This is a genomic window from Thalassotalea hakodatensis, assembly GCF_030295995.1.
Classification (GTDB): Bacteria; Pseudomonadota; Gammaproteobacteria; order Enterobacterales; family Alteromonadaceae; genus Thalassotalea_C; species Thalassotalea_C hakodatensis.
This window is the reverse complement of record NZ_AP027365.1, coordinates 2,281,578-2,297,860: the sequence shown is the minus strand read 5'-3', so window position 1 is coordinate 2,297,860 and position 16,283 is coordinate 2,281,578. Positions and strand designations below refer to the sequence as shown.

Annotated in this window: 12 protein-coding genes; all 12 read left to right on the top strand. The window is 38.6% G+C overall.

Annotated elements, in window-relative coordinates:
- Positions 1-39 precede the first annotated feature (39 nt).
- The 12 genes from acnD to QUE72_RS09980 all read left to right on the top strand — a co-directional run bounded on the left by acnD (position 40) and on the right by QUE72_RS09980 (position 16,273).
- A complete protein-coding gene (gene acnD, locus QUE72_RS10035) occupies positions 40-2,658 on the top strand; it encodes a Fe/S-dependent 2-methylisocitrate dehydratase AcnD (RefSeq protein ID WP_074499389.1) in 2,619 nt (872 codons plus the stop codon).
- Between the two features lie 121 nt (positions 2,659-2,779).
- On the top strand, positions 2,780-3,958 hold the full coding sequence (gene prpF, locus QUE72_RS10030; RefSeq protein ID WP_074499330.1) for a 2-methylaconitate cis-trans isomerase PrpF: 1,179 nt from the start codon (positions 2,780-2,782) through the stop codon (positions 3,956-3,958).
- A 315-nt stretch (positions 3,959-4,273) separates the two neighbouring features.
- Positions 4,274-4,927: a DUF2057 family protein gene (locus tag QUE72_RS10025; protein ID WP_286268778.1), complete on the top strand. Its 654-nt coding sequence runs from the start codon at positions 4,274-4,276 to the stop codon at positions 4,925-4,927.
- 1 nt (position 4,928) lies between these two features.
- Positions 4,929-5,684: an SIMPL domain-containing protein gene (locus QUE72_RS10020; RefSeq protein WP_074499332.1), complete on the top strand. Its 756-nt coding sequence runs from the start codon at positions 4,929-4,931 to the stop codon at positions 5,682-5,684.
- A 94-nt stretch (positions 5,685-5,778) separates the two neighbouring features.
- Positions 5,779-6,255 carry a GAF domain-containing protein gene (locus QUE72_RS10015; protein WP_074499333.1) on the top strand — a complete coding sequence of 159 codons (477 nt, stop codon included), beginning with the start codon at positions 5,779-5,781 and terminating at the stop codon, positions 6,253-6,255.
- Positions 6,252-6,536: a hypothetical protein gene (locus QUE72_RS10010; protein ID WP_074499334.1), complete on the top strand. Its 285-nt coding sequence runs from the start codon at positions 6,252-6,254 to the stop codon at positions 6,534-6,536. The genes QUE72_RS10015 and QUE72_RS10010 overlap by 4 nt, the downstream gene beginning before the upstream one ends.
- Positions 6,537-6,558: 22 nt before the next feature.
- Positions 6,559-7,257, top strand: coding sequence for an RNA chaperone ProQ (proQ, locus tag QUE72_RS10005; RefSeq protein ID WP_074499335.1), 699 nt, complete (start codon positions 6,559-6,561; stop codon positions 7,255-7,257).
- Between the two features lie 15 nt (positions 7,258-7,272).
- On the top strand, positions 7,273-9,315 hold the full coding sequence (gene prc, locus QUE72_RS10000) for a carboxy terminal-processing peptidase (RefSeq protein WP_286268776.1): 2,043 nt from the start codon (positions 7,273-7,275) through the stop codon (positions 9,313-9,315).
- A gap of 189 nt (positions 9,316-9,504) precedes the next feature.
- Positions 9,505-10,959, top strand: coding sequence for a Na+/H+ antiporter NhaC (gene nhaC, locus QUE72_RS09995; protein ID WP_074499337.1), 1,455 nt, complete (start codon positions 9,505-9,507; stop codon positions 10,957-10,959).
- A gap of 82 nt (positions 10,960-11,041) precedes the next feature.
- The gene (gene pepN, locus QUE72_RS09990) at positions 11,042-13,609 is read left to right on the top strand and encodes an aminopeptidase N (protein ID WP_286268775.1); all 2,568 of its coding nucleotides are present in this window, start codon (positions 11,042-11,044) and stop codon (positions 13,607-13,609) included.
- Complete coding sequence (locus QUE72_RS09985) at positions 13,609-13,830, top strand: DUF2835 domain-containing protein (RefSeq protein WP_286268774.1); 222 nt, start codon at positions 13,609-13,611, stop codon at positions 13,828-13,830. The genes pepN and QUE72_RS09985 overlap by 1 nt, the downstream gene beginning before the upstream one ends.
- Before the next feature lie 382 nt (positions 13,831-14,212).
- Entirely contained in the window at positions 14,213-16,273 is a 2,061-nt protein-coding gene (locus QUE72_RS09980; protein WP_286268773.1) for a DUF1302 domain-containing protein, read from the top strand.
- Positions 16,274-16,283: the final 10 nt, after the last annotated feature.

Below are 16,283 nucleotides of genomic sequence, written 5' to 3'. Positions count from 1 at the left end.
GGCTAAATGGCCGCCATTTCACTTTTTGTGGACTACGTTATGAACTATGAATATCGCAAACCATTACCTAATTTCAAAATGGCAGGGATGCCTATTGATTTTTACGATACTCGCGCTGCAATAGAGGCGATAACACCGGGTAGTTACGCCAAGCTGCCTTATACATCGCGCGTTCTTGCCGAGCAACTTGTACGTAAATGTGACCCAAGTACCTTGCAGGATGCTTTAAAACAGATTATCGATGGAAAACGTGATTTAGACTTCCCTTGGTATCCTGCTCGTGTTGTTTGTCACGATATATTAGGTCAAACCGCATTAGTTGATTTAGCCGGTCTACGTGATGCTATTGCAGAGCAAGGCGGTGACCCAGCAAAAGTAAATCCAGTGGTACCAACTCAACTTATTGTTGATCACTCATTAGCGGTAGAAGCCGCGGGTTTTGATCCTGACGCTTTTGAAAAAAATCGTGCTATTGAAGATAGACGAAATGAAGATCGCTTTCATTTTATCGAATGGACGAAAACAGCGTTTAAAAATGTTGATGTTATTCCAGCAGGTAACGGCATCATGCATCAAATTAATCTTGAAAAGATGTCACCTGTTATACAGCTGCGAGACGGTGTGGCTTTTCCTGATACTTGCGTAGGTACAGATTCTCATACTCCTCACGTAGATGCTTTAGGCGTTATTGCCATTGGTGTTGGCGGCCTAGAGGCGGAAACTGTGATGCTAGGACGCCCATCTATGATGCGTTTACCGAACATCGTTGGAGTTGAATTAGTTGGACAAAGACAACCCGGTATTACTGCGACTGATATTGTTTTGGCTATTACTGAATTTTTACGTAATGAAAAAGTGGTAGGCACCTACCTTGAGTTTTTCGGTGAAGGCGCTCGTAGTTTATCCATTGGGGATCGTGCAACTATTTCTAATATGACGCCTGAGTATGGTGCTTCAGCCGGTATGTTCTATATTGATGAGCAAACTATCGATTACCTTAAAATTACAGGTCGCGAGCCAGAACAAGTCGAACTTGTTGAAGCCTATGCAAAGCATACGGGTTTATGGGCAGATGATTTAATAGGTGTACATTATGAACGTGTATTAACCTTTGATTTATCGTCCGTGGGCCGTAACATGGCAGGGCCATCAAATCCACATCGTCGTTTGGCGACTTCTGAGCTTGTATCGAAAGATATTGCAAAAAATTTAACCGATTGCCAAGCACAAGAGGCAAAAGGTGAAATGCCGGATGGCGCTGTAATTATCGCTGCAATTACTTCTTGTACAAATACGTCTAACCCAAGGAATGTGGTTGCTGCTGGTTTAGTCGCAAAACGTGCTAATGAACTTGGTTTAGTACGTAAACCATGGGTAAAAAGCTCTTTTGCTCCTGGTTCTAAAGTGGCGAAGTTATATTTGGAGGAAGCAGGACTACTATCTGAATTAGAAAAATTAGGCTTTGGTATTGTTGCTTATGCTTGTACGACTTGTAATGGTATGTCAGGCGCATTAGATCCTGATATTCAACAAGAGATCATTGATAAAGATTTATATGCAACAGCGGTGCTGTCAGGTAATCGAAATTTTGATGGTCGTATTCATCCATATGCTAAGCAAGCATTTCTAGCTTCTCCTCCTTTAGTAGTAGCGTATGCTATTGCAGGCACTATGCGCTTTGATATTGAGCAAGATATATTAGGCAAAGATCAAGCAGGTAATAACATTACCTTGAAAGATTTATGGCCAAGTGATGAAGAGATTGATGACATTGTTAAACGCTGTGTAAAACCTGAGCAGTTCAAAAAAATATATACGCCAATGTTTGATTTAGGCGCATTTGAGCCTGCTGAAAGTCCTCTTTATGACTGGCGCGAAAAGTCTACCTATATTAGGCGTCCACCCTATTGGGAAGGGGCGCTTGCTGGTGAACGAACAATGAAAAATATGCGGCCGCTTGCGGTACTAGGTGACAATATCACCACTGATCATTTGTCGCCATCTAATGCTATTATGTTAGACAGTGCAGCTGGTGCATATTTGGACAAAATGGGGTTGCCAGAAGAAGATTTTAACTCATATGCTACACACCGCGGTGACCATTTAACGGCACAGCGTGCAACATTTGCCAACCCTAAACTCTTTAATGAAATGGTACGAGATGAAAACGGTGATGTTATTCAAGGTTCTTTAGCGCGTATAGAACCTGAAGGAACTCAAAGTCGCATGTGGGAAGCGATAGAAACTTATATGGAACGGAAGCAACCGCTGATCATTGTGGCCGGCGCTGACTATGGCCAAGGCTCTTCACGTGACTGGGCTGCAAAAGGTGTTCGTCTCGCCGGTGTTGAGGTAATTATTGCTGAAGGGTTTGAGCGTATACATCGTACCAATTTAATTGGTATGGGAGTACTACCACTTGAATTTATTAACGGTGATACACGTAATACCTATGACATTGATGGTAGCGAAACGTTTGATGTGGTTGGTCAAACCTCCGCTGGCGGCCATATGAAGGTTATTATGGTAAGGGCAAACGGTGAAAAAGTTGAAATACCTGTTAAGTGTCGTCTAGATACAGGCGAAGAGGTTACTGTGCATCGTGCCGGCGGCGTTTTACAAAAATTTGCTACTGATTTTTTAGAGTCAAAAGTGTAATAGGTGATATGCCACATTACTGTTAGGCGGCTTATGTCGCCTTTTTTAACCATAATAATCACCTTACGACTGTAGATATAAATTGATGTAAGGTAGTAACGTTTTAGTTAAGGAAATTAAAATGTCTTTTGCAGCACAAATTAAAATACCCGCGACCTATATGCGGGGTGGAACATCTAAAGGTGTATTTTTTAATATGTCCGATCTTCCAAAAGCATGTCAAAAAGCAGGAACTGCGCGTGATAAGTTATTACTGCGTGTGATGGGAAGCCCAGATCCTTATGGCAAACATACAGATGGAATGGGTGGTGCAACGTCAAGTACTAGCAAAGCAGTGATATTGTCTAAATCAGAAGAAAAAGATCACGATGTTGATTATTTATTCGGTCAAGTTGCTATTGATAAACCGTTCGTTGATTGGTCTGGAAACTGCGGTAATTTAACGGCTGCCGTTGGTGCGTTTGCTATAACGTCTGGACTAGTAGATCAACGTAATATTCCAGACAATGGTTTTTGTACAGTGAGAATTTGGCAGAAAAACATTGCTAAAACAATAATTTCTAAGGTTCCCATTAATAATGGACAGGTGCAAGAAACTGGAGGCTTTGCCTTGGATGGCGTTACTTTTCCCGCAGCTGAAGTACCAGTAGAATTTCTTTCTCCGGTTGATCCTAATGACGCAATGTTTCCTACCGGTAATATTATTGATGATTTGGAAGTGCCGGGTATAGGCACATTTAAAGCGACTATGATTAATGCGGGTATTCCAACAATCTTCCTTCATGCTGAAGATATTGGTTATCTTGGTACAGAGCTACAAGGTGATATTAATGGTAGTGAAGTAGTCCTTCGCTATTTTGAGACTATACGTGCTTATGGTGCGATAAAAATGGGTTTGATCAAAACGGTAGCAGAGGCGCAAAGTAGACAACACACACCTAAAGTTGCTTTTGTTGGCAAGCCAGTAAGTTACCAAGCATCTAGTGGAAAACAGATCCAAGCCGATGACATCGATTTAAATGTGCGTGCGTTATCAATGGGGAAGTTACACCATGCTATGATGGGGACAGCGGCTGTTGCTATTGGTACAGCTGCAGCAATTCCCGGGACCGTTGTCAATATAGCCGCAGGTGGTGGTGAACGAGAAAGTGTTAATTTCGGCCACCCGTCGGGTACGTTAAAAGTAGGTGCAAGTGCGCGATATATTAACGATAAGTGGTTAGTTGAAAAAGTGACTATGAGTAGGAGTGCACGCGTGCTAATGGAAGGTTGGGTACGAATACCTGCTGATAGCTTTTAACGGAAATACACCTGCATGACTTTTCAGCGCTTTAGTTGAACCCAAAGAGCAGCGTTTTTTGTCATTTATACGTCGTTATTGCTTTTTCATGTGGAATAACCACAGATTAATCGCAATGCCTTGTCTAAATACCAATAAACGGAAAAGATCAACAGGGCTTAACTGTTGTTACTTTTGATTACAGTTATTGGCTTTGACTTCTGTAAACTAGACAACAACACTGATAAAGTCAGTGTTGTTGTCTTGAATTTACTTAAGGTCTATTACTTACCTTAGGTTATTTGCTAGGGTTAGTTTTATTCAAAGGAATTGATTATGGTTAAGAATTTCATTGTTAATTTGACTTTTTTGTACTTTGTGTCGGTACATGCCATTGCAAGTGAAATAAAAATACCGGCGAATATTAAAGTATTGCAAGTTAACGATACGCAATATACTGCAAGTTTTTTTGACCGAAGTACTTCATACGCTATTAGTATTGGTCTAAATGAATTGCACTTACAATTTAAAGAATTGGTTGAGGATGTTGAAAACGACGACCATACCATCATTTACTCTAAGCCATTCGTGATTATTTTCACGCTTAAAACAGCAAAAGACTTAACACTGCTTGTACCAGAGTTTAACTCTGAAACACAGGTAAGAGCCTACGCAAAGAAGCCAACCATTCTTTTAGTTGATCGAAACCAGCGAAACATCAATCACACATTATACGATGTTAAAGATTACAAATCACAACAAAGCAATCAATTTAATTTAACAATACATGATAAATCTACACGCCTGATAAGTCAGCAGGATGAAAAGCTACCTCAACAAGTTACAGAAAAAAGCCATTCAGATTCCATTCATCAATTTACCGATAAGATGCCGCTTGAAATGCTTCATTATTGGTGGAAAAAAGCATCTACTGAGCAAAAAGTCGAGTTTTTAGACAAAGTTAATCTAGAATCAAAGAAAGGAAAGTAATATGAAATTATTGATAAAAACGTGTGTAATTATAAGTCTCGTTTTGTCTAGTGCTGTAAGCGCAGATGAAGGCATAGAAGTAATAGGCAAAGCAGAAGTGAAAGCTCAGCCGGATCAATTTTCCTTAACAATTAGTATTAAAGAACGTGGCATCGCCGCTAGCAAAGTAAAGCAAATTGTTGATAAAAAAAGTGAACAGGTCGTCAGCATGTTTATCAAGCAAGGGGTGTCCGAGTCTCACATTGATTCGTCAATGTTACGTATGTATCCTATTTTTGAAAAACCAGAAGTTATGATAGAAAACGCTGAATTAGAACACCGCGCTAGTCACAATAATACAGTAAAATTTCCGTTACAAAAGCAAGAAAAGAAAGTACAAAAAATAAGACTTTTTGATGTTGCCCGTACTATTTCTGTAAAACTAAATTCGCTTGAGCAATACGACAGTGTTTTAGAACACTTGGTAAAAATAGGTGTCAGTAATATTTCCCCCATACAGCTAGGTTTTAGTGATCCTGATGCACTTTACCAACGTGCATTATTACAAGCTATTGATAATGCAAAAGCTAAAGCAAGGAATATTGCTAAGCAACTTGGTGTATCGGTAGGAAAAGTTATGTCAATTAAGGAGACTGGTTATCATGCACCTTCAGTGTATCGTATGGCAGCGATGGAATCTAAAGCCGGTTTTAACTCTCAAGCTACAGAACGTTCAGTTTCTGCACAAGTTGCGATAACATTTCAAATAATTTTGTAGAAATAAGGTTTATTTGGGCTGGCTCGCACATAAAGCTTTAATTTCAGCCTTTATCAAGGTATGTTATGCCAATTTTAAAGGCTGACGTGTTAGAATGTCAAAAATCGAACTTTATCAACAACTGAAGCTACAAGTTTCAGCGTTAATAAGCACCGAACATGATATGGTAGCTAATATGGCTAATATCAGTGCATTATTGTTTGAATACCTACCTGATGTTAATTGGGTAGGTTTTTATCGTTCAATCGAAGATGAATTAGTGCTAGGTCCTTTCCAAGGGAAAGTGGCGTGCATACGTATTCCTCTCGGTAAAGGTGTTTGCGGTACGGCTGCAAGTGAAGGAAAAACACAACGAATTGCTGATGTACATCAATTTAGTGGGCATATTGCCTGTGATGCAGCAAGTAATTCAGAAATTGTTATTCCTGTCTATCATCAAGAAAAAGTTATCGCGGTATTAGATATAGATAGCCCAATTAATGATAGGTTTGATGTAGAAGATCAACAAGGGCTGGAAAGCTTAGTGAAAGTGTTTGAACAAACCTTGTATTTAGAGCAACAAGCATTATGAAAGAGCTTGTTGTAATACATGATTACCTTGTTTCTGAAGAAGTCGTTGGTGACTGGGACGGCAATGAAGAACAAGCAACAGAAAACATAAATCAGCTTTATCATACGTTATATGATTACGCTGAGGAAGATATTGATCCAGCAGAATTAAGCGAGCTTTTAGAGCTAGTTTGGCAACATTGGATTGGGCAAGAGGCATTAGCAGAGTTAACACTTGATGACATCAGTGATTGGTGTCAACATTTACTAATGAATCGTGAACAGTATTTAAACGACGAATAAATTTATTAATTAAGTAGTTATTATGGAAACGAAAACAGAAACTGAAGCGGTTACAGAACAGCCGGCAGAAAAAGAAAACAAACGCACAAGTGCGAAAGAAATTATCGCGCATTTAGCGGAAAAATTTCCTGCATGCTTTTCGGTTGAAGGCCCAGCAAAACCTTTAAAAATAGGTGTATTTCAAGAGTTAGCTGCACGGCTTGAAGGTGATGAAATCGTGAGTAAAACACGGTTACGACAAGCCTTAAGACATTATACAAGTAGTTGGCGCTACTTAAAGGCTATCAAAGTTGGTGCTCAACGCATTGATATTGATGGAAACGAGGTTGCTGAGATTGATCAAGAGCAAGCTGATCATGCCGCAAAATCATTAAAAGAAAGCCAAGAAAAATTTGGTAACAAAAATCCTAAAGACAGTCAAAAGAAAAAGCCTTATAAAGGTAAGACGCCTGAAAATAAGGGTTCTCACGCAAAATCAAATGCTAAAGATAAAGCAAAATATAAAACTGTTAGTGCATCTAAACGTGCGCAATCTAAACCAGCGGCTAAACTTAAACCTGTCGATGCTAGCGCAGTAAACGTTGGCAAAGCCGTTAAAGTTCAACTAGGTAATGCACCGATGGACGCAGTAATTACTGAAATTTCAGGCAATGATATTTCGGTGCAACTAAGTTCAGGAATGGTTGTCAAAACACAGGTTAAGAACATATACATTGAATAATTTGGAGTAGCAAGCATGCTAAAAATTTGTCGTACCGCACTTGCCATATCATTAACGTTTTCTAGCGTTAATCTTTTCGCATTCTCTAATGACCAAGAGACTTCTCTGCCTATTTTAGCGCCAGAGAGTCAGCATGCTGTCTCCAGCAAAAGAATTGCTGCTAAGTTTTCGCGTTCACATTATAAGCCAGTAAAAATTAACGATGATTTGTCTGAACAAATTTTTGATCGTTATTTAAAGCAACTTGATTATGGTCGAAATGTTTTTCTTGCCAGTGATATCACTGAATTTGAACAACATAAAGATGATTTTGACACGGTTGTTGCTCGTGGAAAATTAGATATTCCGTATCATATCTTTAATGTTAACTTACAACGTAGGCTTGAACGTTATCAATTTGCGTTAAGCCTATTGGAAACACCTTTCGATTTCACTAAAGATGAAACCTATACTTTTGACCGCGAAGACGCAGAGTGGCCAACGTCTGAAGACGAGCTTAATGAATTGTGGCGTCAAAAAGTAAAGTATGATGCGCTAAATTTAACATTAACAGGTAAAGAGTGGGATAAAGTTAAAGAAATTTTAACGAAGCGATATAACTACGCGATTAAACGCTTAAAACAAAGCGAAAGCGAAGATGTTTTCCAATTAGTGATGAACAGCTTTGCGCGTGTAGTTGAACCTCACACATCGTATTTATCTCCGAGAAATGCAGAGCGTTTTCAAATGGAAATGAACCTATCTTTAGAAGGGATAGGTGCAGTGCTTCGAGCAGAAGAAGATTATACCGTTATTCAGAGTGTTGTTAGCGGTGGACCGGCGGATAAATCGAACCAATTAAAACCGAAAGATCGCATTGTTGGTGTTTCACAGGGTGATGAAAAGTTTGAAGATGTGATTGGTTGGCGACTAGACGATGTGGTTGATTTAATTAAAGGTCCTAAAGGGACGAAAGTTCGATTGCAGGTTTTGCCTGGTCAAGCAGTTGATGAATCAAGTATTAAAGTTGTATCAATTGTTCGTGATAAAATTGTCTTGGAAGACAGGGCAGCGAAATCAAAAGTAATCTACGAAAAGCCGGGTGATGAGAATAGTAAAAAGTTGGGTGTGATAGATATACCTAGTTTTTACAATGGCCTTTCTGCACATGTGAAAAAAGAAATTGATAAACTGAATGCCGAGAACGTAGAAGGGATTATTATTGATTTACGTGGCAATGGTGGTGGTTCGTTAACCGAATCAACATTGTTGACCGGGTTATTTATTGATCGTGGTCCGGTAGTGCAAATTCGAGATGGTGCAAATCGTATTTCTATCAATAGTGATAAAGATGGTGTTACATACTATGACGGGCCATTAACCGTTATGGTTGACCGTTATAGTGCATCCGCATCAGAAATTTTTTCTGCGGCAATTCAAGATTATGGTCGTGGGGTTATTATTGGTGAGCAGACTTTTGGTAAAGGGACTGTTCAACAGCACAGACCCATTGCTAGAATTTATGATATTAATGAAAACCCTTATGGCAGTATACAGTACACGATTGCTAAGTTTTACCGCATCAATGGTGGTAGTACGCAACATAAAGGTGTAGTGCCTGATATTGCATTTCCCACTGCGATTGACCCAGAAGATTGGGGTGAAAGCAAAGAGGAAAATGCATTACCGTGGGATATGGTACCTAAAGCTAACTTCAAATCATTAACGGATGTTTCAACTGATGTTGAATATTTAACGTCGTTGTATCAAGAACGCGTGAAATCTAATCGAGAGTTCAATTATCTGTTAGAAGACATTGCACGATATCAAGCAGAAAAAGACGACAAAACCGTGTCATTAAATTTAGCTAAACGTGAAGCTAAACGTGATGAAAGAAAGGCGAAACAACTGACAAGAACTAATGAACGTTTAGTGGCACTAGGTCTTGAAAAAGTAGAAAATTTAGATGATTTACCTGAAGAGCTCGAAGAGTTAGATCCATTGTTAGAGGAAACTGCACGCATCACCTTTGATTTTGTCTCATTGGGAAAAGTAGCAAAAAATAACAGTAAAGACTGAGTATAAGAAAGCCGCCATTTAGGCGGCTTTCTTATATGTAACCTCCTCAATGTACAACAATTGAGCAACAGTAAGAAAAATATCGCATTCTCACTGCTTTTCAGCACAAATTACTTGCACAATGTCTTAAGGCACGGCATGTTATGCTTGCTAACTTATAACTATAATTAAGTATTAAAAAGACATTTTATGACAAATCAAAATCCACCTAAAGCACCCTCAATGCTTGATTCATTTATTCCAATCGTAGTGCTCGTTATATTACTTTCTGCTGCGGTAACCTATTTTTCAGATAACTCTTCGTATGGACCAAACCAAATTGCTTTGATGATCAGTATGGGGGTTGCCATTATCATTGGTTTACGCAATGGCCATACTTGGAAATCTATGGAAGAAGCTATCGTTAAAGGGATATCTGTTTCCCTTGGTGCGGTATTAATTTTACTTGCCGTTGGTGCTCTCATAGGTACTTGGTTATTGTCAGGCACCGTACCGACATTAATTTATTATGGCTTACAAATTATTGATCCTAGCTGGTTTTATGCCGCCGCCTGTATTGTTTGTGGCATTGTAGCCATGAGTATTGGTAGTTCTTGGACAACAGCGGCTACTGTAGGTGTTGCTTTTATTGGGATTGCGGGTGGCTTTGAACTATCGACTGCGGTTACCGCTGGTGCGGTGATTTCTGGTGCATATTTTGGTGATAAGTTATCACCGCTTTCTGAAACAACAAATTTAGCACCAGCAGTGGCAGGCAGTGAGTTATTTGCCCATATTAAATATATGTTATGGACGACTATTCCTTCAATTTCCATCGCACTTATTTTATTTTTAATCATAGGCTTCAATCATTCATCGGTAGAAGCAGGTACTGCAGAAAATATTCAATTATTAACTGAAACGCTGCAATCAACTTATCATATTTCCCCCCTCAATTTAATTCCGTTATTTGTGCTATTAGCGTTAGCTTATAAAAAATTACCAGCTTTTCCTGCTGTTGGTATTGGTGCTTTAATTGGTGGTATTTGGGCTTTAGTTTTCCAACAAGAACTTATTCAAACAATTGCTGGTAATGACACCTCGGTAAGCACAGCAAATATTACGGTTATTTGGACTGCGTTTTTCGATGGTATTGTATTAAATACCGGTAATGATGAAGTGGATCAGCTACTTAGTCGTGGTGGTATGTCAAGTATGCTGAATACAATATGGCTTGTTATCTGTGCACTAAGTTTTGGTGCTGTTCTCGAGCATTTAGGCATGTTACGCAAGTTTGTTGAGTCTATTTTATCTGCGGTAAAATCAACAGGTAGTTTAATTGCAAGTACAGTAGCAACCTGTATAGGAACTAACCTGATCACATCAGATCAATACATCGCGATTGTCATGCCCGGTAGAATGTATAAAGAAGAATACCAGCGCAGGGGACTTTCGCCATTAGTGTTAAGCCGTACTTTAGAAGATTCTGGCACAATCACTTCCCCGTTAATTCCGTGGAATACTTGTGGTGCTTTTATGTTTGCGACACTAGCCCTGACCAATTATGAATTTATCATGTATTGTTTCTTTAATTTAATTAATCCATTCATTGCTATTGCATATGGTTATTTTGAATTTAAAATTAAAAGAATAACTGATGAATAACGATTAGCAGCTACAAAGATGAGCCTGTTAATTTTACTGAATTAACAGGCTTTTTCATTTACAGCAAAATAAAGGAAATTTTATGGCTTCCGCTCAAGCGCGCATTCTCGCGGATTATAGTCCCAGTAGTTTTACCATAAACCAAACAGATTTAACGTTTGATTTAGATGATCATCAATCTCTTGTGTCTAATGTGATGCATATTGAACGTATTGACCAGCATGCAACCTATTTAATGCTAGATGGTGAGCACCTTACCCTAAAAGCAATCAAGATTAATCAACAACCTGTACCTGCAAAAGACTATCAAATCACTGAATCTGGTTTACGTATTACAATTGCTCCACAATTAACGGAATTTGTACTATCAATTGATACACAGATTGATCCCGCAAATAACACCGCGTTAGAAGGGCTATATAAATCAGGTGATGCCTTTTGTACGCAATGTGAAGCCGAAGGGTTTAGACGGATCACGTATTATTTAGATCGCCCTGATATTATGTCAACGTTTACCACTACGGTGATTGCAGAACAAACTAAATACCCTTATTTATTATCCAATGGTAATAAAGTTGAGCAAGGAGAAAAGGGCAATAAACATTTTGTTGTTTGGCATGATCCTTTTCCTAAGCCCTGTTATTTATTCGCACTAGTTGCTGGTGATTTTGATCTTGTTGCTGATAGCTTTACCACAAACTCAGGTAAAGAAGTGGCACTTGAAATTTTTGTTGATAAAGGCAATGCCAACAAAGCAAGCCATGCAATGACCTCTTTAAAACATTCTATGCGCTGGGATGAACAAACCTTTGGCCTTGAATATGACTTAGATATATATATGATCGTCGCGGTAGATTTTTTCAATATGGGAGCGATGGAAAACAAAGGGTTAAATATCTTTAATAGCAAGTTTGTTTTAGCTGATCATGAAAGTGCGACTGACACTGACTACTTTAATATTGAAGCGGTGATTGCGCATGAATATTTTCATAACTGGACAGGTAACCGTGTTACTTGCCGTGATTGGTTTCAATTAAGCTTAAAAGAAGGCTTAACTGTCTTTCGTGATCAGCAATTTAGTGCAGATATGAATTCTGCATCGGTAACACGCATTGATAATGTAAGTCATCTGCGTGCGTTACAGTTCCCAGAAGACGAAAGCCCGATGGCACACCCCATACGACCGGAAAAAGTTGTAGAAATGAACAACTTTTATACCATGACAGTATACGAAAAAGGTGCTGAGGTGATCAGAATGATACACACCTTATTAGGAGAGGAGCATTTTCGAAATGGCATGGATTTATACTTTAGCCGCTTTGATGGAATGGCGGTCACTTGTGATGATTTTGTTGATGCAATGGCAGATGCATCGGGGATAGATTTAACACAATTTAAATATTGGTATAGTCAGTCAGGCACACCGGTACTACAAGTAACTGAATCATTTAATCAAAATACTGGCCAATTATCGTTAACAGTAAAACAAGTCAATCAACCAACCAGCACACAGCAAACAAAACATCATTTGCATATTCCCATTCGAATTGAGTTACTAAACGAAAAAGGAAGTCAGTCACACCTCTTAGGATTAACTGAAGAAAAGGGTACCTGGCATTTTGATGGCTATCAGAACAAACCTGTGGTTGGATTTTTATCTAATTTTTCTGCGCCAGTCAAAGTAGAATTTGAACAACCTGATGATGAGTTAATGTTCATCATGAGTAATGCCGTTGATGACTTTACTCGATGGGATGCTGGGCAAACGTTGTTGATAAGGTTCATCACTCGTTTAATAGACGATCCAACCTATGAGTTACCTAATAGTATAATTTTAACGTATCAGCAATTACTAGCATCAACGTTAGACCCTGCCTTAAAAGCAGCTTCGTTAACTTTGCCTTCGTTTGATGTGATTACTGCATACCTAGAGCAAATAGACCCACAAAAAGTCATTGTAGCCATTGAGCAGGTAGAAACTCATTTAGCACGGAGTTTGCAAGATTCATTACTTGAACAATATCAAAATTTCACTGGACAACCTTATGAAAATCACGGTACAGCAACCGCGAAACGTTCTCTTAAAAATCAATGTTTATATTATTTAAGTATGCTTGATGATTATCAGCCATTGTTGACAGAGCAATATCAACAGTCTGATAACATGACAGATACTTTAGCGAGCCTTGGGTCTGCGAGTAAGCACGCTATTTCTACTTTTGATAAATTAATGCAAGATTTTCACGATAAATGGCAAGATACTACGCTAGTGATGGATAAATGGTTCAGCTTACAGGCGCGAGCAGACCGTGAAAATATGTTCGATGTGTTAACAACAATGGAGCAACATCCGTTATTTTCGATGAGTAACCCAAACAGAGCAAGATCGCTTATTGGTGTGTTTAGTCAAAAAAACCCGAAGCATTTTCACCAAGCTGACGGTAAAGGATATGAGTTTCTTGCTAAACATATTAAACGTTTGAATGAAATCAATCCGCAAGTTGCCTCAAGGTTACTCACACCCTTAATTCAATACAAACGTTTTAATGATAAGCATAAAACGATGATGCGTGAAGCATTAAAGGATATTGCCTCAATCGAAAATTTATCACGTGATTTACAAGAAAAATTGGATTCCGTGAACTTATAATGCAAACGTACTATTTTTATATCAACCTTTCTACTCATGAATACTTACCTTATTATCAAGGGAAAGTGAAAGATATTATTGTTAGTTCATCAACCGGGAAACGCGTACAGTTTCCCGCTATGCATTTAAGATCTTTTTTAACAAGTTCAGGGGTAGAAGGGTATTTTTGCTTACAAACAGAAAATAATAAGTTTGTTTCGTTAAAAAAAATGACTAAATAGAGTTATTGCTTTAAACATGTGGTCTGACCATCGGATGTTTCATTGAAGCATCACAAAAATATCATAACCTTGTAAAAGTCATTGGTTGTAACAAAAAGTTTAGCTTTAAGTTTTGTGTTTTAAACGCTTGTTTAAAACATGTGCATGTAAATGTGGTTGAGATGTATACAAGTCTTTAAAATTAAGGCAATTATTCACCACTTTTACACTTGCCTCGGTGATAAAATGATGCAATTATTGTTTTATACTACACTCTTGAATGAAGTGAATTTTTATCATCAATTGTGAAATGTTGACCTATAATAAATTTACGTTAACACTCAAACATAAAGAATTTACATAAAAACAATAATAATGCCGTTTCGAGTCTGGGGAGAAAAAAATGAAACGAAGCCCTTTAAAACGCTTTTATAAAAAGCCGCTGGCGGTTGGAATTACTGCAGCGATCTTATCGTCTATTGCTAGTCAATCGTCTGCAGCTAATTTTGAATTAGGGGATTTTGACATTCGATTTACCTCTAAATTTTCTGTAGGTGCAAGTTGGCGTGTTGAAGATCGTAACTGGCGTGATAATGTAGGTATTTCAAATAATCTAAAAAATGGTTTAGATTTTTCTAACTACCATCCTATTTTAAATCCTACACCAAGTTCAAATACTATCTGGCAAGGCCAGGGTAGCTATTCAAATAATGGCGATTTAGGTAATTTGAACTATGATGCTGGAGAGATGTTTTCTCAGTTATTCAAAGGTACGCACGAATTAGAAATAAAGAAAGACAACTGGGGTGTTTTTCTACGCGGTATGTATTTCTACGATTTCGAAATGTCAGATGGTGATCGTCCGTGGACTAGCCCCGTATCGGGGAATCGTAATGATCCTTGCCGTGACAGCAAAGCAAAAGAACAAGTGTGCCAAGACGTAAGATTATTACACGCTTATTTCTTTGGTAATTATGACATCGGGGAAATGCCTTTTTCATTACGTATTGGTCAGCAAACTATCGGTTGGGGTGAAGGTCTTCTTATTTCACACGGTATTAGTGAAATTAACCCGATTGATATCTCGCGTGTGAAGGCACCTGGCGCTGAACTGACAGAAGCATTTATTCCGTTTGGGGCTGTTTGGGGCTCATTAGGCGTTACAGAAGATTTTAGTGTTGAAATGTTCTACCAATATGCATGGGAAGAAACCATTTTACCTGCGCCAGGCACTTACTTCTCTACCAATGATTTTGCCGGTGACGGTGGGCATTATAATAATGTACAACTAGGTTTTACTGGTAACCCAGATATGGATCTAGATTATGTTATTGCAGGTTTGAATGAAATTGGCGGTATGCTCAAATCAGGTGATCCGGCATTAATTGCAGCAGCAAGTGCAGGTTACCTTGCTTATCCAACAAAAATCACCTTAAAAGGGCCTGGTGATAAAGGTATTAATGCCCCTGAAGATGGCGGACAATATGGTCTTCGTTTGTCTTGGTTCTTACCTGAATTTGGTGATACTGAATTAAGCTTATATCACATTAATTATCATAGTCGACGCCCAGTTTTTAGTGGTATTACCGCTAATTTCACGACAGAAGCCGTGATGCAAGATCTTGCGACATTAAGTCAAACGACTATTACCGAAGATAACTATGCTGACTTACACGCATTTTCAAAGGTTCAATTAGATTACCCTGAAGACATTAAGCTTTATGGTTTAAGTTTCAACACGTCATATTCAGGGTTTGCCATTGCTGGTGAAATGTCTCATCGCCAAGATGAACCATTACAAATAGACGATGTTGAATTACTTTTCGCAGCGATGCCACAGCAATTAGCACATCCTGACTCAATTAGTTATCGCCCTGAGCTCGATGGTGTTTCGCAAATGCCTGTATTTGAACCAGGCCAAAAAGCCAATGGTTTTATCCTTGCAGATACCACACAAGCGCAATTAGTGCTGTCTAAGTTCTGGGGTCCTTCATTAGGCGCTGATCAGTTTACTTCGTTATTAGAAGTGGGCGGTATCCATATACATGATATGCCAAGTGAAGATGAACTTCGTTTAAATGGCCCTGGTACAGCTCGAAATGGTGGTATTGAAGGTAAAGAAGGCTTAGAAGTTGCACTACAAAATGGTATTGAAACTAATCCATTTCCTGATGATTTTGCTTGGGGTTACCGCATTGTTACCAAGCTAGATTACAACAATGTATTTGCTGGTGTAAATGTATCACCTAGAATTGTGTTTTCGCATGATGTCAGTGGTATAACCCCTGATCCATTGTTCTTGTTTGTTGAAGATAGAAAATCAATTAGCGCAGGTATCACGTTTGATTACCAAAGTCGCTGGTCTGCTAACATTTCCTATAACGGCTTTTGGGGCGGTGTAGGAACCACAAATAAGATGGAAGATCGAGATTACGTTTCTTTCAATGTTAAATATTCTTTATAAGGGCAAAATT